This window comes from Halobellus rarus, assembly GCF_024494595.1.
In the GTDB taxonomy this organism is placed as follows: domain Archaea; phylum Halobacteriota; class Halobacteria; order Halobacteriales; family Haloferacaceae; genus Haloquadratum; species Haloquadratum rarum.
Window position 1 is genome coordinate 143317 of the sequence record NZ_JANHDI010000006.1, and the last position, 24004, is coordinate 167320.

Annotated in this window: 21 protein-coding genes; 12 read left to right on the forward strand and 9 right to left on the reverse strand. The window is 67.6% G+C overall.

Annotated features, from left to right (window positions below; genetic code table 11):
- The first annotated feature begins 107 nt into the window (after positions 1-107).
- Positions 108-821, forward strand: coding sequence for a halocyanin domain-containing protein (locus tag NO876_RS07630; protein WP_390277830.1), 714 nt, complete (start codon positions 108-110; stop codon positions 819-821).
- A gap of 97 nt (positions 822-918) precedes the next feature.
- Here NO876_RS07630 and NO876_RS07635 read toward each other — a convergent pair whose 3' ends face one another.
- The gene (locus NO876_RS07635; protein WP_256421096.1) at positions 919-1287 is read right to left on the reverse strand and encodes a winged helix-turn-helix domain-containing protein; all 369 of its coding nucleotides are present in this window, start codon (positions 1285-1287) and stop codon (positions 919-921) included.
- Positions 1288-1497: 210 nt separating this feature from the next.
- Between NO876_RS07635 and NO876_RS07640 the strand changes: the two genes are divergently transcribed.
- Positions 1498-2652 (forward strand): multicopper oxidase domain-containing protein, encoded by a 1155-nt coding sequence (locus NO876_RS07640; RefSeq protein ID WP_256421097.1) that lies wholly within the window; start codon positions 1498-1500, stop codon positions 2650-2652.
- 207 nt (positions 2653-2859) lie between these two features.
- Entirely contained in the window at positions 2860-5142 is a 2283-nt protein-coding gene (locus NO876_RS07645; RefSeq protein ID WP_256421098.1) for a nitric-oxide reductase large subunit, read from the forward strand.
- A 240-nt stretch (positions 5143-5382) separates the two neighbouring features.
- On the opposite strand, the gene NO876_RS07650 is transcribed toward NO876_RS07645, so the two are convergent.
- Entirely contained in the window at positions 5383-6510 is a 1128-nt protein-coding gene (locus tag NO876_RS07650; RefSeq protein WP_256421099.1) for a TIGR04053 family radical SAM/SPASM domain-containing protein, read from the reverse strand.
- A 124-nt stretch (positions 6511-6634) separates the two neighbouring features.
- On the opposite strand from NO876_RS07650, the gene NO876_RS07655 reads away from it, so the two are divergent.
- From NO876_RS07655 to NO876_RS07665, 3 genes are all read left to right on the forward strand, one after another.
- Positions 6635-6901 (forward strand): DUF2249 domain-containing protein, encoded by a 267-nt coding sequence (locus NO876_RS07655; RefSeq protein ID WP_256421100.1) that lies wholly within the window; start codon positions 6635-6637, stop codon positions 6899-6901.
- Between the two features lie 261 nt (positions 6902-7162).
- Entirely contained in the window at positions 7163-8239 is a 1077-nt protein-coding gene (nirK, locus tag NO876_RS07660) for a copper-containing nitrite reductase (protein WP_256421101.1), read from the forward strand.
- Positions 8240-8421: 182 nt separating this feature from the next.
- Positions 8422-8634 (forward strand): hypothetical protein, encoded by a 213-nt coding sequence (locus NO876_RS07665; protein ID WP_256421102.1) that lies wholly within the window; start codon positions 8422-8424, stop codon positions 8632-8634.
- Positions 8635-8726: 92 nt separating this feature from the next.
- Here the strand turns inward: NO876_RS07665 and NO876_RS07670 are convergent, their stop codons facing one another.
- From NO876_RS07670 to NO876_RS07680, 3 genes are all read right to left on the reverse strand, one after another.
- Positions 8727-9032 carry a cupin domain-containing protein gene (locus NO876_RS07670; protein WP_256421103.1) on the reverse strand — a complete coding sequence of 102 codons (306 nt, stop codon included), beginning with the start codon at positions 9030-9032 and terminating at the stop codon, positions 8727-8729.
- Positions 9029-9457: a cupin domain-containing protein gene (locus NO876_RS07675; RefSeq protein ID WP_256421104.1), complete on the reverse strand. Its 429-nt coding sequence runs from the start codon at positions 9455-9457 to the stop codon at positions 9029-9031. The genes NO876_RS07670 and NO876_RS07675 overlap by 4 nt, the downstream gene beginning before the upstream one ends.
- An 85-nt stretch (positions 9458-9542) precedes the next feature.
- Positions 9543-9875 (reverse strand): hypothetical protein, encoded by a 333-nt coding sequence (locus NO876_RS07680; protein WP_256421105.1) that lies wholly within the window; start codon positions 9873-9875, stop codon positions 9543-9545.
- 88 nt (positions 9876-9963) lie between these two features.
- Here NO876_RS07680 and NO876_RS07685 point away from each other — a divergent pair, with 88 nt between their 5' ends.
- Entirely contained in the window at positions 9964-11346 is a 1383-nt protein-coding gene (locus NO876_RS07685) for a hypothetical protein (protein WP_256421106.1), read from the forward strand.
- Positions 11347-11372: 26 nt separating this feature from the next.
- Here the strand turns inward: NO876_RS07685 and NO876_RS07690 are convergent, their stop codons facing one another.
- Positions 11373-11531 carry a hypothetical protein gene (locus tag NO876_RS07690; protein WP_256421107.1) on the reverse strand — a complete coding sequence of 53 codons (159 nt, stop codon included), beginning with the start codon at positions 11529-11531 and terminating at the stop codon, positions 11373-11375.
- A 115-nt stretch (positions 11532-11646) separates the two neighbouring features.
- Here NO876_RS07690 and NO876_RS07695 point away from each other — a divergent pair, with 115 nt between their 5' ends.
- From NO876_RS07695 to NO876_RS07705, 3 genes are all read left to right on the forward strand, one after another.
- Positions 11647-12444, forward strand: coding sequence for an SDR family oxidoreductase (locus NO876_RS07695; RefSeq protein ID WP_256421108.1), 798 nt, complete (start codon positions 11647-11649; stop codon positions 12442-12444).
- A gap of 61 nt (positions 12445-12505) precedes the next feature.
- Positions 12506-14002 (forward strand): TrkH family potassium uptake protein, encoded by a 1497-nt coding sequence (locus NO876_RS07700; protein WP_256421221.1) that lies wholly within the window; start codon positions 12506-12508, stop codon positions 14000-14002.
- 124 nt (positions 14003-14126) lie between these two features.
- Entirely contained in the window at positions 14127-15251 is a 1125-nt protein-coding gene (locus NO876_RS07705) for an MFS transporter (protein ID WP_256421222.1), read from the forward strand.
- A gap of 136 nt (positions 15252-15387) precedes the next feature.
- On the opposite strand, the gene NO876_RS07710 is transcribed toward NO876_RS07705, so the two are convergent.
- The 3 genes from NO876_RS07710 to NO876_RS07720 form a co-directional block, all read right to left on the reverse strand.
- Positions 15388-15795, reverse strand: coding sequence for a desampylase (locus tag NO876_RS07710; protein WP_256421109.1), 408 nt, complete (start codon positions 15793-15795; stop codon positions 15388-15390).
- 150 nt (positions 15796-15945) lie between these two features.
- Entirely contained in the window at positions 15946-17901 is a 1956-nt protein-coding gene (locus NO876_RS07715) for an Nramp family divalent metal transporter (RefSeq protein ID WP_256421110.1), read from the reverse strand.
- 85 nt (positions 17902-17986) lie between these two features.
- Positions 17987-18625 carry an HTH domain-containing protein gene (locus tag NO876_RS07720; protein ID WP_256421111.1) on the reverse strand — a complete coding sequence of 213 codons (639 nt, stop codon included), beginning with the start codon at positions 18623-18625 and terminating at the stop codon, positions 17987-17989.
- Positions 18626-18990: 365 nt separating this feature from the next.
- Here NO876_RS07720 and NO876_RS07725 point away from each other — a divergent pair, with 365 nt between their 5' ends.
- Both NO876_RS07725 and NO876_RS07730 read left to right on the forward strand, forming a co-directional pair.
- Positions 18991-20760 (forward strand): L-lactate permease, encoded by a 1770-nt coding sequence (locus tag NO876_RS07725; protein ID WP_256421112.1) that lies wholly within the window; start codon positions 18991-18993, stop codon positions 20758-20760.
- Positions 20761-20860: 100 nt separating this feature from the next.
- Complete coding sequence (locus tag NO876_RS07730) at positions 20861-23980, forward strand: FAD-binding and (Fe-S)-binding domain-containing protein (RefSeq protein WP_256421113.1); 3120 nt, start codon at positions 20861-20863, stop codon at positions 23978-23980.
- The last annotated feature ends 24 nt before the right edge of the window (positions 23981-24004 follow it).

Sequence of the window (24004 nt, forward strand, 5' to 3'; positions counted from 1 at the left end):
TCGAGCGCGGGAACATAAGCACGGGCGAATATGTTCGCCCCCGACGCACCGCCTCGGGAACCGCCGGGACGTGTTTTCTTCGGCGGGATCGTCCTCCCGACTGTACTATGACCACTACGGACGCCGACGCGGCCGAGCGGACGAATAGAGACGTCGAGCCGACTGACCACGGCATCGGACGTCCCGTCTCCCGTCGAGCAACACTTCGGGCTCTCGGGGGCGTCGTCGCCGCCGGTGCGACGCTCGGAACCGCCGCTTCCGGTGCACAGGCACAGTCATCGGGTGGCGACGTCGACGCGTGGCTCGAGGGCGTTTCCAACTACGACGGCGTCGTCGACCGCACCGGCAGCGACGCGGTGACCGTGGAGGTCGGCGTCGAGGCCAACCAGGGCGCGTTCGGTTTCGGCCCCGCGGCGATCCGGATCTCGCCGGGGACGACCGTCACGTGGGAGTGGACCGGCAAAGGCAGCTCTCACAACGTCGTCGACACCGAGGGAGACTTCGAGTCCGACCTCGTCGAGTCGGCGGGCCACACGTTCGAACGCACCTTCGAGAGCGAGGGCACCTACACGTACTCGTGCGTCCCCCACGAGACGCTGGGGATGAAGGGTGCTATCGTCGTCGGCGGGAGCGGAGGGAGCGACGGCGGAAGCGGTGAGGGCGACGACGGCGGGAGCAACGCCGGGATCGCCGCGCCGTTCGGCGACTCGGGAACGCGGAGTCTGGGCGGGCTCGCCCTCGGCGGCGTCTTCGCCGCCGCGCTCGCCTCTCCGGGACTGTTCGGCGCCTTCCTCTGGTTCACGGAACGCGAGGGAAAGTGACCGCGGCCCGGGACCCGAAGCGCGGTCGCACCCGTGACGTTCACGCAGAAGCGCCGAACTCGATTTACCGGCACCGGCGACGCCTCGTGCCCCCGATCTAGTCGGTACTCGTCTCGGCTCTGACTTCGCCCCACAGATCCGAGAGCTGATCGGACGCGGACCGGGCGGGCGGCCTGACGTCGAGTTCGAGGTCGCCGTTCGGGCACGTCACGACGACCTCCTCGAAATCGATCGCGTATCGCGCGGCGTCCTCCCCGCTCTGTTTCCGAAGCAGCCCCGCCTCGACCATCGATTCGAGTTTCGCGTACGCCGTCGACCGGGGGAGGTCGCAGGCGCTCGCGATCTCAGCGGCCGTCCTCGGCTGATCGAGCGTGCGGAGGACGTCCCAGCACTGCTCGCTCGTGAGTGCGCCGAAGACGGCGTCGAAGTCCGGTTCCAGCGCGTCAGACAGTGGATTCGAAGACATTCGTACTGTTAGGCTCCTCCCGACGACCGGGCGTCGCATCCGTCGTTCGGTGACGGACCGTTCTAAACACTGCGCTCGATCGATTCCGTCGCACGAGGACCGTAGTGGACCATCGAAGTTCCGATCTGCCCCGAATATGTTCGATCCGGTCCGGCGGCGCTGGAACCGCGTCGACCTTATACCACCGTCACACTCCCAGCTTCGACCGTAATGAGCAACTACGTAGGCGCACCCGGTTCGACGATGTCTCGCCGCGAGTTCCTGGCTGCGACCGGCGGAGCGGGCGTTCTCGGACTCGCCGGCTGTACCGCGCCGACGAACGAGCGGACGGAAGCCGCGCTGAACGACGGCGCGGAGACGGCGGCGGCGCAGCAGGGGTCGCTCCCCTCGACGAGCCCCCCGGAAGTCGTCAACGTCGACGAACAGGGCGGGTCGGTGACGCTGAAATCGCTGCCGGCGCAGCACTCAGCCCACCCGCTGGAGTCGATGGGCGGCCCCGTCGAACTCCCGCAGGTGTGGGCCTTCCAGGCGGGCGACGGCGATCCGAGCGTCCCGGGGCCGATCCTCCGGACGACCGAGGGCAACGATATGGAGGTGACCCTGGACAACACGGAGGGGAAGCGACCCCACACGCTGCACTTCCACGGCGTGCGGAAGGCCTGGAAGGACGACGGCGTCCCGACGACGACGGGGATCCGGGTCGACCCCGGCGAGACGCACACGTACACCATCCCCGCGAACGTGCCGGGCACGCACCTGTATCACTGTCACTATCAGACCCACCGACACATCGAGATGGGAATGTACGGGATCTTCCGGGTCGACCCCGAGGGCTACGAACCCGCCGACCGGGAGTACTTTATGACGCTGAAGGACTGGGACTCCCGGCTCCCGCGGCAGATGGCCGGCGAAGACGTGCGCTACGATCCCCGGAACCGCAACCCCGACGTCTTCACGATCAACGGCAAGAGCGCGCCGCGGACCCTTCACCCGGAGGACGGTTCGCCCATCATCGTCAGCGAGGGCGAGCGGGTCCGGCTCCACCTCGCCAACAACGGCTACATGAGCCACCCGATCCACATCCACAACCACCGCTTCGAGCGCGTTGAGAAAGACGGGGGGCGGATTCCGGAGGCGGCGCGCCACGAGATGGACGTCACGAACGTCGCGCCCGCCGAGCGACACACCATCGATTTCACGGCGGACGCGGAGCCCGGGATCTACCTGCTGCACTGCCACAAGGTGAACCACGTGATGAACGGCGGCTTCTACCCCGGCGGAATGCTCGGCGGCGTCGTCTACGAGGACGTGATGGACACCGACATCTTCGCGCAGTTGATGGAGTACGCGGGCTACGAGGTCTAGACAGTCGACGAGGGCTGGCGAACTCCGACCTGACGGCGGCTTCTGAAGCGTGCGTGAACCGGTCGAGGACTTCCCGTGCGTGAACCGGTCGAGGACTTCCCGTGCGTGAACCGGTCGAGGACTTTCCGTCGAATATGTTCGTCCCGTCTCGATCGTTTCGAGAACTGACGCGCTTTTTGTTTGGGGTGCTCCCGAACGTCGCCGTGTATGCAGATACGACGAAAAACGATCGCGAAGGTAATCGCCGTCGTGTTCATCTTCAATCTCGTCGTGATGGGCGCGGGGGCCTGGTTCGCCTACGAGGAAGCACCGCCGATCCCCGAGCAGGTGGTCGGCCCCGACGGCGACGTCGTCGTCACGGGCGAGGAGATCCGCGACGGCAAGCGGACCTTCCAGCGGAACGGCCTGATGAACCACGGGTCGATTCTGGGTAACGGCGCGTACTACGGCGCGGACTACACCGCCGACGCGCTGGAGTTGAAAGTCCAGTATATGCGCAATTACTACGCGGAGGAGCGCTACGGCGACGCCTACGCCGAGCTCAGCTCCGAGCGTCAAGCCGCCATCGCCGACGTGGTCAAGCAGGACCTCGATCAGTCCTACGAGGGCGGCGAGATCCGGTACTCGGCGGCCGAGATATACGCCCACGAGCAGGTCCGTGAGGAGTACGTCCAGCGGTACCACGAGGGATCTCACGAGCGCGGCGTGGGCGAGGGGACGATCGATTCCGCGTCCGACGCCCGCCAGTTCGCGGACTTCGCGATGTGGACCGCGTGGTTCTCCCACACCGAGCGCCCGGGGAGTTCCCACTCCTACACCAACGACTGGCCGTACCAGCCCGGCGCGGGTAACGACGCCACGCCCGCCGCGATGACCTGGAGCGTCATCGCGATGGTGCTGCTGGTCGCCGGCGCGGGAGCCGCCATCTGGCTCTATCGCTCGGTCGAACTCCCCGAACCGGAAGCGGCGGGGATCTCCGTCCCCGAACCCGGCGACGTGAGCGTCTTCCCGAGTCAGCGCGCCGCGCTTCGGTTCATCCCGGTCGCCGCGGGCTTGTTCCTCGCACAGGTGTTGTTGGGGGGCCTGCTCGCGCACTTCTACATCGAGCGCGCCGGGTTCTTCGGGATCGAAGAGATCTTCGGCGTTCACATTCTCCAGATACTTCCCTTCGCCATCGCGAAGACCTGGCACATCGACCTCGGGATCCTCTGGATCGCGGCGACGTGGCTCGGCGCGGGGCTGTTCCTCCCGCCGCTCCTGACCGGTCACGAGCCGAAACGACAGTCGACGTACGTGAACGGGCTCCTGATCGCAATCGTCGTCGTCGTGGTCGGCGGTATGGCCGGCATCTGGCTCGGCTCGAACGGCTACATCGGCGATCAGCTCTGGTGGCTCCTCGGCAACGAGGGGCTCGAATACCTCGAGGTCGGCAAGATCTGGCAGGGCGGCATCCTCCTCGGATTCCTCATCTGGGCGGTGCTGGCCGTCCGGGGACTGAAGCCGCTCCTCGACCGCGAGCCGATCTATGGCCTCGCGCATATGATCCTCTACGCGGGCGGATCGATCGCGCTGCTGTTCACCGCCGGGTTCCTCTTCACCCCCTCGACGAACATCGCCGTCACGGAGTTCTGGCGCTGGTGGGTCGTCCACATGTGGGTCGAGGGAGCCTTCGAGTTCTTCATCGTCGCCATCATCGGGCTGACGCTCGTCTCGATGAACCTCCTCTCGCGGCGCAGCGCGGAGAAGGCCGTGATGCTCCAGGCGCTGCTCGTGATGGGGACCGGCGTCATCGGCGTCTCCCACCACTACTGGTGGGTCGGGATGCCCGACATGTGGATCCCGATCGGGAGCGTCTTCTCGACGCTGGAACTCGTCCCGCTGGTGTTCATCCTCTACGAGGCACTGGGCCAGTACAGCGCGATGACCGTCGACGAGTTCCCCTACCGGCTCCCCTTCTTGTTCATCGTCGCCAGCGGGGTCTGGAACTTCGTCGGCGCGGGCGTGCTCGGCTTCTTCATCAACCTCCCGCTCATCAACTACTACGAGCACGGGACGTACCTCACCGTCGGCCACGCCCACGCCGCGATGTTCGGCGCGTTCGGCTTCCTGGCGCTGGGGATGGTGACGTACATGCTCCAGCTCTCGATCGATCCCGAGCGCTGGGACGGCTCCTGGCTCCGCGCGGCCTTCTGGTGCTGGAACGTCGGCCTCGCGCTGATGGTGTTCGTCTCCGTCCTCCCGGTCGGGTTCCTGCAACTTGAGGCGGTGTTCACTCAGGGCTACGCTGCGGGCAGAAGCCTCGCGTTCTACAACCAGCCGATCGTCCAGAACCTCTTCTGGGCGCGGCTCCCCGGCGACACGCTCATCATTATCGGGACCGCGATCTACGCCGCCGACCTGGTCAGAAAGCGGTTCGTCCTCCGGCGCTCGGAGGACGATCCGTCCGTCGACGATATGGCCGTCGCGGAGGGCGTGCTGAGCGACGACTGAGAGCTGACCGGCCCCGGTTTTTCGTTTCAGATCTCCGACCGCGACCCGATCATCGCCGGCGCGAGCGTTTATATTAGAGGGGGCGACCACTCGCGTTGTGCTCTGAGAGACGCCCCGCGTCGGGCCGCGGTTGCTCGGCACGTCGACGCGGGGAACCGGACCGGTCGCCGTCACGCACGCTCGTCGACAGCGACCGACCACCACGTGTGCCGACTGTTCGCCAGAACGAGACCGTCGCCGTCAGTCCACTCGACCGGCCGGCATCGGCCCGTCGTACCCCTCGGGAACGTACGCGCACAGCGGATCGCTCGCCGTCGGATCGCCGGCGTGTGCGTACGCCCGCGACCGACTCCCGCCGCAGACGTGCCGGAACTCACACGCGCCGCACTTCCCGCTCAGTGCGTCCGGATCACGGAGCGACCGGAAGAGGTCGCTCTCGCGATACAGACCGACCAGGTCTTCCTCGCGGACCGATCCCGCCGACTCCGGGAGGAATCCCGAGGGGTACAGCTCCCCGGTGTGGCTGACGAACGCGAAACCGTCGCCGGCGGTGATGCCCAGCCGACGACCGATTCCGTCCTCCGGCGGCGCCTCGCTCGCGTCGCGGCGGCGCTGGATCGCGACGCGACGGTAATGCGGTGCCTCGGTCGTCTTCACCCCGAAGGGGGATTCCTCGCTCACCTCCGAGAGCCACGCCAGTATCTCCTCGGCGCGCTCGGGCGAGACCGGATCGAGTAGTTGCCCCCGTCCGACGGGGACGAGGAAGAACACGGACCAGAGGACCGCACCCAGGTCGGCGACGCGGTCCCGGAGCGCCGGCAGTTCGTCGGCCGTCGACGCGCAGACGGTCGTGTTGATCTGCAGCGGGAGTCCGGCCTCCCGCGCCGCCGCCGCCGCCTCGACAGTCTGCTCGAAGCTCCCCGCTTCGCCGCGGAAGTCGTCGTGGCTCTCGGCCGACGCGCCGTCGAGACTCAGCGCCAGCCGTCTGACGCCCGCGTCGGCGAGGTCCCCGACGACTGCCGGCGTGAGCGACGACGTCCCGCTCGGGGTCAGCGTCACCCGGAGGCCGATCTCCGTGCCGTACTCGACGAGTTCGAGCAGGTCGGGCCGCGCGAGCGGGTCGCCCCCGGAGAGGACCACGAGTTGCCCCTCGCCGAACTCCCGCGCCTCATCGAGCAGCCGCTTTCCCTCCTCGGTGGTCAACTCCTCGGGGTGTCGAGCCGGCTGTGCGTCCGCGCGACAGTGGTCGCAGGCGAGGTCACACGCCTGCGTGACCTCCCAGATGAGGACGAACGGCCGGTCGTCGGTGTCGATCGATCGCGGGTCCGGTGCGGCGCTCGCCGGTCCGGCGTGGTTCGGTCGGGCCATCGTACGTCACGATAGCGCTGCCTCCGCCCAGGGTGATGCGCCGAACACGTTCGCCCGTCGACGCCGTCGTCGACAGAACATATTCGGCGTCGGTTATCTACCGATCGCCACCGTCACTTCGAGTATGAACCCGGAAGCGTACTTGGCGGACATCGACGTCTCGTCGGACCGGACGATCGACTTCCTCGACGCGCGCGAACTCCCGCCGCCGGAGCCCCTCCAACAGACGATGAACCGCCTCGCCGACCTCGACGAGTCGACCGTGTTCGTCCAGCTCAACGATCGCGTTCCGCGGTTTCTCTTCCCGAAACTCGACGATCAGGGCATCGCTTACGAGACCGTCGAAACCGACGACGGCGTCGTCACCGCGATGTGGCGACCCTCCTCGTAATAGTCTCTGCGACGACCTCGAGAATTCGCTCCGGCTTCGAGACGCCCTCGTGAGCGGCCGCCCTCGGCGGCGGGGCCGTTCTCGAGTCGACGCGGTCGGCACCGTCCGCCCACACGCACCGCCGTCTCCATCCGTCTACTGTCTTCCGGATTCCCTTAACAACCGGCTGGGAATATGTTCGTCCGGTGTACACCGATGAAGTAACCGTCTCTCAGTTATACCCGAGGTGGGTCCCTTCGTCCAACCGGAGGATGAAGGCAGATGTTCGCCACTACTCGACGACGGACGCTCCAGGCGCTCGGCCTCGGAGGCGCGGCATCGCTCGCCGGCTGTGCAACCAACGCACCGACGGCTGAAGGATCGACGGCGACGGACGCACCCGCCCAAACGACGACACCGAAGCCGGTCGACACGGATCGGATCGCCGCGGATCCGACGGACATACCCGATCCCATCGATCGGGACTCGCCCGCGGAGGTGGACGTGACGCTCCGCTCCGAGGAGGTGACCGCGGCGGTCGAGGAGGGTGTCACCTTCACGTACATGACCTACGACGGGCAGGTCCCAGGGCCGTTCATCCGGGTACGGCAGGGCGACACGGTGAATCTGACGTTCGAAAACGCCGAGTCGAACTCGCTGCCGCACAACGTCGACTTCCACGCGGTCGCCGGTCCGGGCGGGGGCGCGGAGGCGACGACGACCGCTCCCGGAGAGTCGGCGGAACTGCGGTTCCGGGCCACGTACCCCGGCGCGTACATCTACCACTGCGCGGTCGCGAACATGGATATGCACATCAGCGCCGGGATGTTCGGCATCATCCTCGTCGAGCCGCCGGAGGGGATGCCCGAAGTCGACCACGAGATCTACCTCGGTCAACACGAACTCTACACGAACAGCTCCGCAGGCGAGGAGGGTCACCACGAGTTCGATATGGCGTCGATGCGCAGCGAGGAGCCCACGTACGTGCTGATGAACGGCGAGAAGTACGCGTGGACGCCCGCCGGGCGCGGACCCGCCGTGACCGCTGACACCGACGAGACCGTCCGGGTGTTCTTCGTCGACGGCGGGCCGAACCTCGCGAGCAGCTTCCACCCGATCGGGAGCGTCTGGGAGGAGCTCTACCCCGACGGCTCGCTCAGTATGGACCCGCAGACCCACATCCAGACGCGAGAGGTGCCGCCGGGAAGTACCACGATCGCGACGATGAACTCGCCCGTCCCGGGCGACTTCAAACTCGTCGATCACTCGCTTTCGCGAGTCGCCCGCAAGGGCTGTATGGCCGTCGTTCGCGCCGAGGGCGAAGAGCGCCCCGAGATCTTCGACGCGGATCCGGAGTAGGTTCCGCTCCCGCTCGCCCGTTCCGGCCGCCGGCCGGAGCGTGATCGGTTTTCGACCCGACTCTGGTCCCACGTCGCGGTTGCGTTTGCGGCTCTTGTCACCGTAAGCCACGGCACCAGACCCCCTGCCGACACGTCTCGCGCACGGCCTATTACCGTCGAGACGTAACTCCGAATAAGAAGATGACACGACTGAACCTCCTGTTCGTGACCCAGATCGCCGCGATCCTCGCCGCGCTCGCCGGCGAACTCCTCGCCAGCCAACTGCTCGTAACCGCCGCCATCGGCGTCTTCGCCGTCGCCGTCGTCGCGACGTTCGCACAGATGACCGGCGAATTACTGGTGGGGCTCACTCGGCTCCGGATTCCGGACACCGTCGCCGAGCGACGCCGATAGCCCGGAACGAAGCGCCGGGCGCTCGTACTGTCGAAAGTAGCTATTCGCGACCCCCAGTCGTGAAATTCTTCATAGACGTACAGCGGGCGGTCTCACTCCGCGCTGCGGTTCGCCAGGACGATCAGCGCGGTGCTCGGCTCCCTCGCGACGGGAGAGATCTCCCGCTCTCCGTCGAACCGCGCGACGTCGCCGGCCACGAGCGAGTGCGTCTCCTCGTCGAGTTCGAGGTCTATCGCGCCGTCGAGGAGATAGAGAACGACGTCGCGACCCGGATGCGTGTGGGGAGCGACGCGCTCGTCGGCGCCGAGAGAGAGGCGCACGGTCTTCGGCTCCGACTCCGGGAACACGTTCGCGTGGGGCTCGCCGTCGAGTTCGGAGAGGGTCGTGATCTCCGTCATCGTGACACCTCCTTACCGTCCACCGACTCGCCATCCGGATCCGCCCCCGACGGCCGCGGCTCGAACTCGTCGTTCTTCAGACCGCGACGGACCGGGTCGTGCTCGGCGTCGGTCGGCGGCGGCGCGGTCACCAAGAGTGCCTCCAGGCGCTCCCCGTCGTCGGCGAGAATCCCGCGTCGGGTTCCGGCCTCCACGGCGACGACGTCGCCGGGTTCGACGCGGTGTTCGGCCTCTCCCTCTCGGACCAGTCCGCTCCCCGATCGGACGTCGACGACGACGTCGCTCTCGGGTGCGTGAACCGGGATGAACTGACCCGGTTCGAAACAGGCGTAGACGACCTTCGAACGCTCGCTCCGAAACACGCCGTTCGCGGAGAAGCCGTCGTCCTCGTAGGCTCGCGCGTCTTCGATGTCGATTCGTGGCATCGTACGAACGGTCGCGGCGGCGTCGGTTCGGCGTTGGCACGAATATGTTCGTCTGGGTGCCGATCAGTCCCCCGTTCCGGGGGCATCAGTCGACGACGTAGGACTGGTGCTCTCCGCGCGTCTCGCTGTCGACGAACTGGTGTCGCGTGGCCCCGTGGAGCGCGCCGGCGGACGACCCGTCCTCGGCGTCGCGGTCGTACACGTCGTTGGCCCCCTCACAGCCGTGGGACTCGAACAACGAGAGCAGTTCGGGCGGGACCCGCTCCGTGTCGGCTCCGAGATCGACGACGACCAGCAGGTCAGTGAAACTCTTCGCGACGAAGGCGTCCGCGACCGCCTCGTGCGCTCGCGCTCGCTCGGCCAGCCGCCGGAGTTCGGATTCCCGATCGGTTCGGTCCGCCGCGTTCGTCTCGCTCATCGTCGGAACGTGTCGGGCCGTCCGCCTAACCCTACAGGCGAACATATTCGCGTTCAGGTCCAGGGTGATCCGCCCGCAAGCCGTTCGTATGAGCGCGATTCCGGGCGATATCGAGACAGAAACGCAACCGCCGATAGCGATCCCGCTTCGGCACTTCCTCGTCGGGTTGCTCTTCCTCCTCGCCGGGGCGCTCGTCGGGACTCTCGGCCCGTTGGGAGTGATACCGGGAGCGCCGGCGCTCGCACACGTTCACCTGCTTCTCGCCGGGTGGGTCTGCGTGACGATTATGGGCGCGATGACGCAGTTCGTCCCGGTGTGGTCCGGGACGACCCTGCACTCGCGCCTGCTTTCGAGGATCCAGCTTTGGACCGTGACCGGCGGTCTCGCGGGATTCGTCTTCTGTCTCCTCGGCGGATTCTACGCGTGGCTCCCCCTCTTCGGTACCCTCCTCCTGCTCGGCTTCTGGATCTTCGTCTACAACGTCGGCCGGACGCTTCTCGGCGTTCGGCCCTGGGACGTGACCGAACGACACTTCGCGATCGCGTTGGCGTTCTTCATCCTCGTGACGCTGTTCGGCCTCGTCCTGGCCCTCGGGTATACGCGGCCGCTACTCGCGGATCTCCCGATCTCGCGGAGCGCGCTTCGGGGCTCACACGCGACGCTCGCGGTCTTCGGGGCCGTCCTGACGACGGTGTTCGGCGCGCTGTATCAGCTCGGGACGATGTTCACTCAGACCGAACTCCACGGGGCCGACCACCATCTCAGGCGGGTCGAGGAGGTCGGCTACCCGGTCGGTGTCCTCCTGCTGGCCGGCGGGCGGTTGTTTGACGCCGTCGCGATCGGCCGGATCGGCGCGCTCCTCGTCGCCATCGGCATCGGGGCGATGGGGCTCGTCCTCGGTCGTCGACTCCTCGAGACCGCGGTGGCGTGGAACCCGATGCTCCGCCGGTACGCAGTCGCCGCGGCCGCGATGGTCTCCTGGGCCGCCCTGACGGTCCCCGCTTGGTACGCCTCGCCCCTCGACTCGGGCGCGACGTTCGGTTCGTCCGCAGGGACTCACCTCCTGCTGTTCGGGGTCGTCGGCTTCGTCGTCGCCGGGACGCTGTACCACGTCGTCCCGTTCATCGTGTGGGTCAATCGCTACAGCGACCGACTCGGACTCGAGGCCGTACCGATGATCGACGACCTCTACGACGACCGACTGGCGCGGCTCGACTTCGTGGCGCTCCTGATCGGCGGCCTGGCGCTGGTCGTCGCCGAGGTCCTATCGACTACGGGTGTCGAGACCGGCGTGTTGACGACTCTCTCACTCTTCGGCGGGACCGTCTCGACCCTCGGATTCGCCGTCTTCGCGGTCAACCTCGGCAGGACAGTTCGCCGACACAGCCCGCAGTCGGTGCTGTCGATCGGTGGAGTGGGGGATTCCGGCGGCGACCGGCCTCCACATCACTCGAAACAAAGCGATCGGTGATCGATTCGGAAACGGCTGGCGAGCGCTCAGTCCCGGAGCTTTTGGATCCGCTCTTCGAGGCTGTCGATCGCCTCGTCGACCTCCGAACGGGCCTCTTCGGTCATCTGTTCGGTCTCGTCTGCGGCCTCGTCGAAGGCCTCGCGGACGCGCTCGATCGCTTTCTCAACCTTGTCTGAATCGCTCATAGCGTCCCGGCTATGAGGGCCTCCAGCGGTAAATGTCTCCTGGACATCGGTCTCGACATCGCGCGAGGGGGCGTATGCTGTCAACGCTTTTGTCCCTGCCGCCGTACGCACCCGTATGGACCTGCAACTCGCCGGCGACGCCGCGCTCGTTACCGCGTCGAGCAGCGGTCTCGGGAGGGCCTCCGCTCGGGCGCTCGCGGCCGAGGGGGCGAACGTGGTGCTGAACGGCCGCGACGAGGAACGCCTCGCCGCCGCCGTCGAAGGCGTTCGGGGTGACGCCGCCGCCGACGCGACCGTGATCGGTCACGCCGCGGACCTGACCGACCCCGACGCGGTCGAGGAACTCGTTCGACGCCCCGTCGACGAGTTCGGCGGCCTCGATCACCTCGTCACGTCCGCCGGCGGCCCGCCCGCAAAATCCTTCCTGAACACGACCGACGAGGAGTGGGACAACGCCTTCGACCTCCTCGTGATGAGCGTCGTTCGGACGGTCCGAGCGGCCGAGCCCCACCTCCGGGCGGGCGACGGCGGAACGATCGTGACGATCGCCTCGGTCAGCGTCAAGGAGGCGGTCGACGACCTGGTGCTCTCGAACTCGGTTCGAGCGGGCGTCGTCGGCCTCGAGAAGACGCTCTCGACGGAACTCGCCCCCGACGTTCGAGCCAACGCCGTACTCCCGGGGACTCACGAGACCGCTCGCGTCGAGGAACTGGTCGAACAGGGAGTTCAAGAGGGCGAGTACGACTCCTACGAGGCGGGACTCGACGACTGGGCGGGTGAGATTCCCGTCGGTCGCATCGGCGATCCGATGGAACTGGGCCGGACAGTCGCGTTCCTCTCCTCGCCGGCCTCGTCGTTCATCTCGGGCGTCGCCCTTCCGATCGACGGCGGGGCGAGCGCGTCGAACCTATGACCGGCGGCGCGAAGTGGGGTCGGGTGACGACGTCGACGAGGCGGCAAGGGAGGCCGCCTCGGTGACGCTTCGCGTCGACTGGCGCGTCAGCGTCGGGCTCGTCGGGACGATCCTCAAGTGGCTGTGGGTACCGCTCTCGCTCCCGTTCGCGCTGGCGCTGTACGACGGCACGCCGATCGTTCCGTTTCTCCTCCCGATGATCGGCACGCTGCTGGTCGGCGCGGGGCTCGAACGTCTCCCCGACACCCGGGACTTACAGGCCAGAGAGGCCTTCCTGATGGTCGCACTCACGTGGTTGACCATCGCGCTAGTGGGAACGGTCCCCTTCCTGCTCGCCGGAAGCGGGACACTCGCCGACCCCGTCAACGCCCTCTTCGAGAGTATGAGCGGAATCACGACGACGGGCGCGACCGTCATCGTCGACTTCGACGAGCACTCCCGGGCGATCCACCTGTGGCGCTCGACGCTCCAGTGGATCGGGGGCCTCGGCATTCTGGTACTGGCGACGGCGCTGCTCTCGCAGCTCTCCGTCGGTGGCGCGCAACTGATGGAGACCGAATCCCAGACGCAGGACGTCAACAAGCTCACCCCCCGTATCTCCGAGACGGCGGGGCTGCTGTGGAAACTCTACATCGGACTGACCGTTCTGATGATTGCCGTGCTCTCGCTGCTGCGAGTCATCGGTCTGGCCCCGGAGATGACCCTCTTCGACGCCGTCGCTCACGCGTTCACTGCGGTCTCGACGAGCGGCTTCTCGCCACGAGGGAACAGTATCGCGACGTTCTCTCCGGCGGTTCAGTGGGCCGTGATTCCGTTTATGGCGCTCGGCGCGACCAGTTTCGTCCTCCTGTACTTCGTCCTGCAGGGGGACTTCGATCGCCTCCGCGAGAGCGACGAATTCCGGTTTTACGCCGGTATTCTCGGCGTGTTTACCGCCGCCGTCGCCGCCGTCCTCTTTACCGACGCGTCGCCGGCGCTGACCGTCGAGGAGACGATCCGTCACTCGCTGTTTCAGGTGGTCTCGATCGTCACGACGACGGGTTATGCGAGCATCGACTTCGATCTCTGGTCGCCGGCGGCGAAGCACCTGCTCTTCGTCGGGATGTTCATCGGCGGGATGGCCGGCAGCACCACCTGCTCGATCAAGGCGCTCCGCTGGCTCGTCGTGATCAAGGCGTTCCGCCGGGACCTGTTCGTGGCGACGACGCCGAGCGCGATCCGCCCGGTCCGTCTGAGCGGCAACGTCGTCGACGAGGAGACCGTCCGGGATATCTACGCCTACACGCTCGTCAGCCTCGTGTTCTTCATCCTCGGCACCGTCTTCGTCGTGATCGACGCCTCCCGGGCCCAGGTCGCCGTCACGGAGTTCGAGGCGATGAGCGCGGTCGCGGCGACGTTCTTCAACGTCGGGCCCGCCTTCGGAATCGCCGGCCCGCTGGCGAGTTACGAGCCGTTTCCCCCCTCGACGAAGTTCGCGATGACGCTACTGATGTGGGTCGGACGGATCGAGATAATCCCCGTTCTGGTGCTTTTGACGCCGTCTTTCTGGCGATCGTAGCTTCTGTCGGATCCCTCGGCTCCGAGCGAATCGGGAGACGGGAATCGCAACGCACGTTACCGTCCGTCTCCGACCCCGAGCCGTGACGGAGTCGTCGACCGAGACGTCGCAGTACGCTCGTCGGATGCTCGTGACGGTCTCGCTGGGGTGGGCGCTGTTGCAGACCGGCCGGTTCCTCCTCTCGCCGCTTCTGCCGACGATCATCACGGACCTCGGCATCTCCGAGGCGATGGCCGGCATCGCGCTCTCTATCTTCGGCGGGGCGTACGCGCTCGTCCAGTATCCCGGCGGCGAGTACTCCGACCGCTGGAACCGGACGACGCTCATCGTCCCCGGCCTCGTCATCCTCGCGGTCGGGTTCGCGCTCTTCGGCCTGTCGACCGGGCTGGCGACGTTTCTCGTCGCCGCGACCGTCGTGGGGGTCGGAAAGGGGCTGTTCGCGATCCCCTCGCGGGCCCTGCTCTCGGATCTCTTCACCGAGCGGCGCGGTCGAGCGCTGGGAATTTACGCTGCTGGAACCGACCTCGGCGGACTCCTCTCCTCGGGGATCGCCGTGCTCGCGCTGACCTACGCGTCCTGGCGGACGCCCTTCTTCCCGGTCGCCGTCGCGCTCGCGGTCATAACGCTGGTCTACGCGTCGCAGACCCGCGAGGGATACCGCGTCGGGAGTCCGACGCTCGAACTCCGAAGCACGGTCGGGCGGCTGGTCCAGAGCAGCCGCCAGCGCGAGACGCTCGTCGCCTTCTCGCTGTTTTACTTCATGGTCGGCGGGTTCATCAACTTCGCGCCGACGTATCTGGCCCAGGCGAAGGGGTTCTCCGAGAGCCTCGCCGGCCTGACGTTCGCCATCGTGTTCGCCGTCGGCTTCGCGGTGAAACCGGTCGCGGGCACGCTGGGTGATCGGTTCTCCCGGCGCGGCATCGCCGTCGCCGGACTGCTCGTCGCCGCGGCCGCGCTCGTCGCCCTGGTCGCCGCCGGCTCGAACGTCGCCATCTGGCTCGCGGTCGGCCTGCTGGCGCTGGGCTACAAGACCGGCTTTCCGCTGGCCGACGCGATCATTCTCGACGGTGCACCGGCGGAGGGGATGGGCGCGGACCTCGGCGCCGCGCGGGCGATATTCCTCAGCGCGAACGCGGTCGGCCCCGCCTACGTGGGGATCGTCGCGACTTACGGCAGTTACGACGCCGCCTTCGGCGGCTTCGTCGTCTGTCTGCTCGTCGCGGCCGCGCTCCTGTTCCGCGCCGGGTGACACGCGGTCCCGTCTGTTCCGCCCCGTCCCGCCCCGTCTCGAATTCCCCCATCCCGCATCGTCCTGTCTCGCGACACCTTCGACCTGCCTCGGGCAGACGCTCCGATCCGGACCGATGATCTCTGGCCGGCGAGGCCTACTCTTCGACGACGACGGTCTCGCGTTCGAACTCGTCGCCGCGCCACCGCCAGGAGCCCAGGTACGGGTACCCGTCGAATGCGCAGATCGCGTAGGAGTGCCCCGGCCACGTCGCCCGCTCCGCGTCGGTCTCGCTCGGGCGCGGCGGTCCCGTCGGGTGGCTGTGATAGAATCCGACGACCTCCATTCCGGCGTCTTCGATCCGGTCGAGCGTCGCCAGTTGCGCTTCCGGATCCATCGCGTACCGGATCTGCGGCGTTTCGGCGACGTTCTCGACGCCGAAGGCGTCGCTGACGCGACTCTCGTCGCCGTGCTTCCCCGCGAGAACGCCGCAGACCTCCTCGTCCCCGCCCTCGTACCCCTGGTGGACGATGTCGTCGTACGCCCGCCGCGCGATCGTGAGCATACCGCGGGTACGCGTCGCGTCGTCAAAACACCGGTGGGTCCGGCCGGCTCCTACGGACTGCTGTGATCTTTTTCGGCGATCGCCTCGCCGGTACGAGCGGCGGTCGATCGCTCGAACCGCCCTTCGTGCGGCCACCGCGGCCACGACTCCCTAGGAGAACCGTCCGGCCGCCAACTCGGCGTTCTCGACGGTCCCCTCGGCGCGGCGCTTCGCGCCCGCGGACACTGCCACGGCGTAGGACTGGACCACGAGGAAGACGACCCACAGCGCGTACCCGCCGACGCCGCTCCCCGCGACGAGCGGCGCGGCGTCGAATCCGGCGAGCCCGAACTCGACGAGCGTATCGGCGACTAGCAGGACGCTGAAGTAGCCGTAGAAGCCCGACGCCCACCACAGCGCGACGACGCGCGCCCACCCCGGCTGGAGGTGTTCGGGCAGCCGCGTCGTGTTCATCACGAGGACGAGCGCGGTGTAGGGCCACATCATCACGCCCGACATCGCCGCGCCGACCACGAGGAAGAAGAACGGCTCCCGCCCCTCGAAGGGCGAGGTGAACACGAGGATGATGACGATTCCCCACAGGCAGAACCCCGTCAGAACGCGCCAGAAGAGCGTTTCGAGGTCCCAGCCGGCCTCCCGGCCGTACGCCTCGTAGATGGCGTCGACGCTGTTCCGGACGAACGATTCGACGATGGCGTACTCGGTGGTGAACAGCGCGACGAAGAGCACCAGGAAGACGAGGACGGTCCCGATCGGCCCCAGCGCGGGCGCGACGTCCGTGAGCCACATCTGCAGGGCGTCGGAGGTGGTCCCCGGGGCGTAGCGGATGGCGACGCTCATCAGCGCGGGCGCGACCACGAACAGGCCGACGACGAACGTCAGGAGGTGTTCCAGTTGGACGACCCGCCACCACTCGCGCCACCGCTTCAGGTTCGTCGTCGTCGGCGGGAAGCTGAACCCGTCGCGCTCGATCGGCTCGGGGTCCTCGCCGTGGAACGGGTTCTTCACGCGCCCCTGGTAGTTCCCCATCCCGTAGCCCTTCTCGCGGGCCCAGAGGCTCTGTGAGAGGTTGAGATACCCGCCCGCGCCGGCGAACGCGAGGCCGCCGAGAAACACGGCGATGCCGAGATCAGCGGGCAGCGTTCCGATGGACCCCGCCGCCGTCGGCAGGTCGGCGAATTCGATCCACGATCCCGACACGGCCACCAGCAGGACGGCGGCGACGATGGAGACGAACAGCAGGCCGATCTGGAACACCTCCACGGCGGTGTACATCACCGACGACACCTGATACGAGAGCCAGATGAGGACCATCAGCCCGACGGCGACGAGTTTCCACGTCGCCAGCGAGGTCCCGAGAAGGCTGACGGGCCCACTCAGCCCCAGCGCGGTCGTCCCGACCCGCGCCGCGCCGGCGGCCCACCCGGGCCAGCCGAGGCTGATCAGTCCGCCCGCCAGGAACAGCCACGGCCAGTAGTTCGCCACGCGGGCGAACGCGCGAAAGACGCTCTCGCCCGTCGCCAGCGTCCACCGCTGCAGTTCGGTGTTGATCACGAACTGCGTCAGCACGCCGACGGCGAACGCCCACAGGAGCGTCCACCCGTACTGCGAGCTCAGGACCGGCCAGAAGAGCGTCTCGCCGCTCCCCAGCGACGCCCCGAGCATGATGGCCGACGGCCCGACGATGTGGCCGACGCGGGGCACCCGCGGCAGGTCCGTGAGCCGGAACGCCCCGCCCTCGCCCCGATCGGGGTGATCGTCGGTGTCGCCCGCCCGCTTCAGTTCGTCGTAGCGCAGGGGGAGATACCACGTCCCCCGGTACTGTCGGCCCTCCACCTCGGGCGCGTATACGTCGTCCCCGTCGGACGTCGCGGCGGGGCCGCTCCCGGGGTCGGCGCCGTCTCGGTCTGGGCCCGGACCGCCCTGGCCGTCCGCCGTCTCCTCGCCTGCCGCTCCGTAGTCGTCCTCCCCGGGAGCGGCCTCGTCGTCTGCCGCCGTCTCACCGCCGGCGTTCGCGAACGTGTCGGACCCGGAGTCGCCCCACCGCGACGGATCGCCTCCGGTCGGAGCGGCGGACCGCTCGTCGTCGCTCGGGTCGGGGTCCATCGCTGTGTCGATCGGTACTCCGACCCACCCGATGATAAATGCGGTGGCTGACGGCCGAGCGAGGAACGCCACGGTACGTCGGGGGCTAACCGCCGAGGAAGTGCCAGATGTGCCCGCGCTCTTTCGGGGGATTGACGCCGGGCAGTTGCTTCAGCGCGGGTTGGATCGCGTTCCACCAGCCCTCGGCCGACTCGAACCCCGCCGGGTACTCGTGGTAGACGTCTCGCAGGAAGTCGGCCTTCTTCGCCTCCGGGTGTTCCGAGAGGTACTCGTAGGCCGCCGACAGCGCCTCCCGACGCGCGTCGAGCATCGGACCGCTCCCCGGGAGGTCGGCGTCGGCGATCGCGTCGGAGACGGCCGGGCGTCGTTCCCCGGGGCCGTCGTCGCTCTCCCCGAACCCGTTCTCACCTCTCTCGTCGGTTCGGTTCTGCGCGCTCTCGGATCTAGTGTCCGAAGAGTCGGGCGGTCCCGTGATCGGTATCCACCAGACACGCGACCGCGCTCCGACCTTTCGGGTCTCGAGATCGCCCCGTTCTTCGAGTTCGTTGAGTTTGTTGTGCGCGGTCCGTCTGGAACAGTCGAGCGCCTCCATCACGTCCGAGGCCGTCAGGGGTCTCGCGCGGTCCTCGCGCTCCTCGAAGACCGCCAGGACGCGGTGGAGCGGAATCCGGTCCACGTACTGCCCGTGTTCGTTCCTGGTGCGCGCGTGAGCGTCGTCGGCCACGGTTCGACCTCTTCACACGAGAGTATAAGCCTTTGCACTCGTGGGAACACCCACGACATACGTGCACACATCCACTATACACGTGTATAATGGATCCCGTTACGGTCGCTGAGGCCGGTCCCGGAATATCAGCCGAAAACGAGTAAAAATCGGCTCTACCGGCGGTAAACGAGGTTTTTGAGATCCAATATCACGGGTACTTCACACGACTGAACTGGCGTCGATTCGTCGTCGACGGCGTCGGTCGCAAACACGACCAACGATAGCTATATATAACAATAGTTGGGTCGGATAGCTCACGATGCACGGAAACAGGAACGGTCCTGGAACGGAATCGAGTGGCAACGAACACGGAGTTGAACGACATGGTTAGCGCAGTCGACGTGACGGTCGCGCTGCTTCCGCTGTTGACCATCGCGGTCCTGATGGTCGGCTTCTACTGGCCCGCGACGCGGACGATGCCGGTGGCGTGGGTGGTCGCGATCGGCGCGGGCGTCGTCGGCTGGGGGATGAACGCGACGTGGATCGCCGCGGCGACGATTAACGGGTTCATCACCGCGGCCAACATCCTCTACATCGTCTTCGGCGCGATCCTGCTGCTGTACACGCTCAAGCAGACGGGCGCGTTCGACGCGATCAACGCGGGCTTCGCCTCCATCAGCGAGGACCGCCGCGTGCAGGTTGTCCTCCTCGTCTTCCTGATGGGGTCGTTCATCGAATCCGCGGCCGGCTTCGGCACGCCCGCGGCGATCGTCGGCCCGCTCCTCGTGGGACTCGGCTTCCCGCCGCTGGCGGCCGTCGTCGTCGCGCTCACCGGGAATTTAATGGCGATCACGTTCGGCGCGGTCGGCACGCCGCTCATCATCGGGATGATCGACATCTTCGAGAGCGTCGAGACGATCACGACAGACGTCGTCGGCAGCGGGACGTACCCGGACATCGCGACCTGGGTGGCGGACATCGCGCTGTGGGCCGCGAGTTACCACGTGATCGTGGGCGTGGTGCTCCCGTTCATCGGCGTCGCGATGATGACTCGTTTCTTCGGCGAGAAGCGGTCGATCCGGCCCGCGCTGGAAGTGCTGCCCCTCACGCTGTTCGCGTGGGCGTCGTTCTCGGTACCGTACTTCCTGACCGCCTACTTCCTCGGGCCGGAGTTCCCCGGCCTGCTCGGGTCGATGATCGGACTGCTGGTCACCGTCAGCGCGCTCAAGGCCGGGTTCTTCCACCCCGACGAGGAGTGGGACTTCGAATCTCAGGAGGCGTGGCCCGACCACTGGGTCGGCGAGATCCAGCCCGGCGAGTCGACGAGCGACGACGTCGCCGTCGCCGCCGACGGCGGGACGGTTCAGTCGAGCGTCCCCACGGGCGGGATGGCGCTCTGGAAGGCCTGGACGCCCTACGCCCTCGTGGCGCTCCTGCTCGTGATCACGCGCGTCGTCGACCCCGTCCAGTCGTTCGTCACGATGGACGTGTTCACGCTGGCCTGGAGCGACCTCGCGGTCCTGCCGTTCGTCCAAGAGACGATCCTCGGGACGGGGCTCACGAACGACTTCGCCCTGCTGTACCTGCCGGGCGCGGTGTTCGTCGCCGTCCACCTCGTCACGATCCCGCTCCACGGGATGAACGGGACGGAGATCAAGGCCGCCTGGGCCGAGACGATCGAGAAGGTCGCGCCGGCGGTCGTGGCGCTGCTGTTCGCCGTCGCGACGGTCCAGATTATGCTCCAGTCGGGGTCGGCGACCGGCACCGACAGTATGCTCATCGTCCTCTCGGAGGGGATGGCCGGCGTCGCCGGCGGCGCGTACCCGTTCTTCGCCGCGTTCGTCGGGGCGTTCGGTGCCTTCCTCGCCGGATCCAACACGGTCTCTGACATCCTGTTCGGGACCTTCCAGTACGGCGTCGCGGATCAGATCGGCACCTCCCACACCCTGATGCTCGGCGCACAGGCGGTCGGGGGGGCCATCGGTAACCTCATCGCCGTTCACAACGTCGTCGCGGCGCTCGCGGTCGTCGGCCTCGTCGGCGAGGAGGGGCGCGTCATCCGGCTTGAACTGATCCCGTTGCTCTACTACGGGACGGCCACCGGACTGCTGACGCTGCTGTTCAGCTACGTGCTGTTCCCGGGCGTCTTCTGATCCGGACGCCGTCCAGTCGTATCGGCTCACGACCGACCGCTTCCGATTGCAGGTGCGACCGCGGTCGACGCGGGTTCCACCCCAACGAGAGACTCACAACATGGCTTCGAATTCGCGCGAGCACGCTACCGATCCCGCCACGGCGGGGAACTACGAGTACGTCAGCGACGACGTCGAGCGTCCGGACCTGGTCTCGGACCTCGAATCCGTCGTCGAGGGCGACGTCCGGTTCGACACCTACTCCCGGCAGCTGTACGCCACCGACGCCTCGGCGTACGAACAGACGCCGATCGGCGTCGTGATGCCGACGTCGACCGCGGACGTCGCGAACGCGGTGGCCTACTGCGCCGAGGAGGGCATTCCGGTCCTGCCCCGCGGGGGCGGGACCAGCCTCGCCGGCCAGACGGTCAACGAGGCCGTCGTCCTCGATCTGGTCCCCGAGATGGGATCGCTGTCCGACGTCGATCCCGACGCCGGCACCGCGACGGCCCAGGCCGGCATCCGACTCGGCGACCTGAACGCGGCGCTGGAGCCGCACGACCTGAAATTTGCGCCCGATCCCGCGTGGGGCGACAAGTCCGCGCTCGGCGGGGCGATCGGCAACAACTCGACGGGCGCGCACTCGCTGCGCTACGGCAAGACGGATTACTACCTCGACTCCGCGGAGGTGGTCCTCGCCGACGGGACCGTGACGACCTTCGGGGAGGTCGCCGTCGACACCCTCCGCGAGGAGGGCGACCCGGACGGGACGCTCGAAGAGCGGATCTACGCCGCCGTCGCCCGCGTGCTCGACGAGGAGGCCGACGAGATCGCCGAGCGGTACCCCGATCTGAAACGCAACGTCTCGGGGTACAACCTCGATATGCTCGTCGACGAGATGCGCGGGCAGCGCCGCCTGCCGGACGACTCCGGCGTCGACCCCGACAGCGAACCGGGGACGGTCAATCTCGCGCGGCTCCTCGCCGGTTCGGAAGGAACGCTCGGCGTCGTCACCGAGGCGACGGTGTCGCTGGAGCCGATTCCGAACACCGCCTCCGTCGCGCTACTGACGTACGACGACGTCCTCGACGCGATGGAGGACGTCGCGCCCATCCTCGAACACGACCCCGCGGCGGTGGAAGTGATGGACGACGTGCTGCTTGATCTCGCCCGCGAGACGCCGGAGTTCGCCGACGTCGTCGAGGCGCTTCCCGAGGGGACGGACTCGGTGCTGCTCGTGGAGTTCTACGCCGAGGACGACGACCACGGCCGCCAGCAGGTCGCAGATCTGGTCGCCGATAGAGTGCCCGACGCCTCTGTCGACCGCTCGCCGAGCGACGACGTGGTGACGACCGAGGAGGCTCGGACGGCGGTCGACGCGCTGGCGGCCCACGACGCGGAGACGCGCGCGAAGTTCTGGAAGATGCGGAAGTCCGGGCTTCCGATCCTGCTGTCGCGGACCACCGACGAGAAGCACATCGCCTACATCGAGGACACCGCGATCCCGGCGGAGAACCTCCCGGCGTACGTCGCGGACTTCCAGGAGATCCTCGCGGAACACGACACCTTCGCCTCCTACTACGCTCACGCCGGTCCCGGCGTCCTCCACATCCGCCCGCTCGTCAACACGAAGACGGCGGCGGGCGTCGAGACGTTCGAGGCCATCGCCGACGCGGTGACCGACCTCGTGGTGAAGTACGGCGGGTCGGTCTCGGGCGAACACGGCGACGGCCGCGCGCGCACCCAGTGGAACCGGAAGCTCTACGGCGACGACCTCTGGGCCGCCTTCCGAGAGCTGAAGACGGCCTTCGACCCCGAGTGGCTGCTCAATCCCGGGAACGTCTGCGGCTACGCCCCCGACGAGGTGCGTCCCGACGGTGCGGCCGGGACGTCGGCCCACGAGATGACCGAACACCTGCGGTTCTCCCCGGAGTACGAGTTCGACGCCGACTTCGACCCGTCCCTGGAGTGGGACAACGAGAACGGGTTTCGGGGGATGGCCGAACTCTGCCACGGTTGTGCGGGCTGTCGCGGCCCGCAGGAGACGACCGGCGGCGTGATGTGCCCGACCTACCGCGCCGCCGAGGAGGAGATCCAGTCGACGCGCGGCCGGGCGAATATGCTCCGCCAGGCGATGAGCGGCGGTCTCCCCGACGGCGAACAGTTCGAAGACGAGTTCGTCGAGGAGGTGCTGGACCTCTGTATCGGCTGTAAGGGGTGTCTGAAGGACTGCCCAAGCGGCGTCGATATGGCGAAGATGAAAGCCGAGGTGACCCACGAGTACCACCAGCGAAACGGATCGAGCCTCCGGGACAAGCTCTTCGCCAACGTGGGAGCGCTCTCGAAACTCGGCAGCGCGTTCGCGCCGCTCTCGAATCTCCTCCCCAGGCTGCCCGGAGCCCGCCTCGCGATGGAGAAGACGCTCGGAATCGCCAGGGAACGCGAGTTGCCGCAGTTCCACCGCACGTCCCTCGTCGACTGGTTCGAAGCCCGCGGCGGGGCGGCCGTGAGCGAGTCGGAAGCGGACTCGAAGGTCTACCTCTTCCCGGACACGTACACGAACTACAACCATCCGGAGGCCGGCAAGGCGGCGGTTCGGGCACTGGAGGCGGTGAACGTCTACGTGGAGATTCCTGACGGCGTCACCGGCTCCGGTCGACCGCCGCACTCGAAGGGGTTCGTCGACCTGGCCCGCGAAAAGGCGCGGCAGAACGTCGGCGCGCTGGCCCCGCTGGTCGACGGCGAGTGGGACGTGGTCGTCGTCGAACCCTCGGACGCCGTGATGCTCCAGCACGATTATCTGGACTTGTTGTCGGGTGCGGACGTCGAGCGGGTGGCCGACAACACCTACGGCGTGTTGGAGTACTTCGACGCGTTCCGCCTGCTGGAGCGCGGCGGCGTGACCGCTGCCGCTCCGCCGCGGTCGCTGACCTACCACGGCCACTGCCACCAGAAGTCGACGACGAAGGACCACCACGCGGTCGGCGTCCTGCGCCGGGCGGGCTACGAGGTCGACCCGCTGGATTCGAGCTGCTGCGGAATGGCCGGCTCCTTCGGCTACGAGGCCGAACACTACTCGATGTCGCAGGCGGTCGCGAGCACCCTCTTCGAGCAGATCGACGCCTCCCCGGGCGAGACGGTCATCGCGCCCGGCGCGTCGTGCCGGTCACAACTCGGCGATCGAGAGGGGAAAGAGGAGCCGCCACATCCGGTCGAGGCGCTCGCGGACGCGATCGTCTGAACGCGGCTGTGCTTCGGTTTTTCC

What these genes read in the sequence shown, in the direction of transcription:
- NO876_RS07635 (WP_256421096.1), bottom strand. Translation starts at nt 1,287, where the DNA reads ATGTCTTCGAATCCACTGTCTGACGCGCTGGAACCGGACTTCGACGCC.
- NO876_RS07630 (WP_390277830.1), top strand. Translation starts at nt 108, where the DNA reads ATGACCACTACGGACGCCGACGCGGCCGAGCGGACGAATAGAGACGTC.
- NO876_RS07725 (WP_256421112.1), top strand. Translation starts at nt 18,991, where the DNA reads ATGGTTAGCGCAGTCGACGTGACGGTCGCGCTGCTTCCGCTGTTGACC.
- NO876_RS07695 (WP_256421108.1), top strand. Translation starts at nt 11,647, where the DNA reads ATGGACCTGCAACTCGCCGGCGACGCCGCGCTCGTTACCGCGTCGAGC.
- NO876_RS07655 (WP_256421100.1), top strand. Translation starts at nt 6,635, where the DNA reads ATGAACCCGGAAGCGTACTTGGCGGACATCGACGTCTCGTCGGACCGG.
- NO876_RS07705 (WP_256421222.1), top strand. Translation starts at nt 14,127, where the DNA reads ATGCTCGTGACGGTCTCGCTGGGGTGGGCGCTGTTGCAGACCGGCCGG.
- NO876_RS07685 (WP_256421106.1), top strand. Translation starts at nt 9,964, where the DNA reads ATGAGCGCGATTCCGGGCGATATCGAGACAGAAACGCAACCGCCGATA.
- NO876_RS07670 (WP_256421103.1), bottom strand. Translation starts at nt 9,032, where the DNA reads ATGACGGAGATCACGACCCTCTCCGAACTCGACGGCGAGCCCCACGCG.
- NO876_RS07665 (WP_256421102.1), top strand. Translation starts at nt 8,422, where the DNA reads ATGACACGACTGAACCTCCTGTTCGTGACCCAGATCGCCGCGATCCTC.
- NO876_RS07645 (WP_256421098.1), top strand. Translation starts at nt 2,860, where the DNA reads ATGCAGATACGACGAAAAACGATCGCGAAGGTAATCGCCGTCGTGTTC.
- NO876_RS07730 (WP_256421113.1), top strand. Translation starts at nt 20,861, where the DNA reads ATGGCTTCGAATTCGCGCGAGCACGCTACCGATCCCGCCACGGCGGGG.
- NO876_RS07690 (WP_256421107.1), bottom strand. Translation starts at nt 11,531, where the DNA reads ATGAGCGATTCAGACAAGGTTGAGAAAGCGATCGAGCGCGTCCGCGAG.
- nirK (WP_256421101.1), top strand. Translation starts at nt 7,163, where the DNA reads ATGTTCGCCACTACTCGACGACGGACGCTCCAGGCGCTCGGCCTCGGA.
- NO876_RS07650 (WP_256421099.1), bottom strand. Translation starts at nt 6,510, where the DNA reads ATGGCCCGACCGAACCACGCCGGACCGGCGAGCGCCGCACCGGACCCG.
- NO876_RS07680 (WP_256421105.1), bottom strand. Translation starts at nt 9,875, where the DNA reads ATGAGCGAGACGAACGCGGCGGACCGAACCGATCGGGAATCCGAACTC.
- NO876_RS07675 (WP_256421104.1), bottom strand. Translation starts at nt 9,457, where the DNA reads ATGCCACGAATCGACATCGAAGACGCGCGAGCCTACGAGGACGACGGC.
- NO876_RS07715 (WP_256421110.1), bottom strand. Translation starts at nt 17,901, where the DNA reads ATGGACCCCGACCCGAGCGACGACGAGCGGTCCGCCGCTCCGACCGGA.
- NO876_RS07640 (WP_256421097.1), top strand. Translation starts at nt 1,498, where the DNA reads ATGAGCAACTACGTAGGCGCACCCGGTTCGACGATGTCTCGCCGCGAG.
- NO876_RS07710 (WP_256421109.1), bottom strand. Translation starts at nt 15,795, where the DNA reads ATGCTCACGATCGCGCGGCGGGCGTACGACGACATCGTCCACCAGGGG.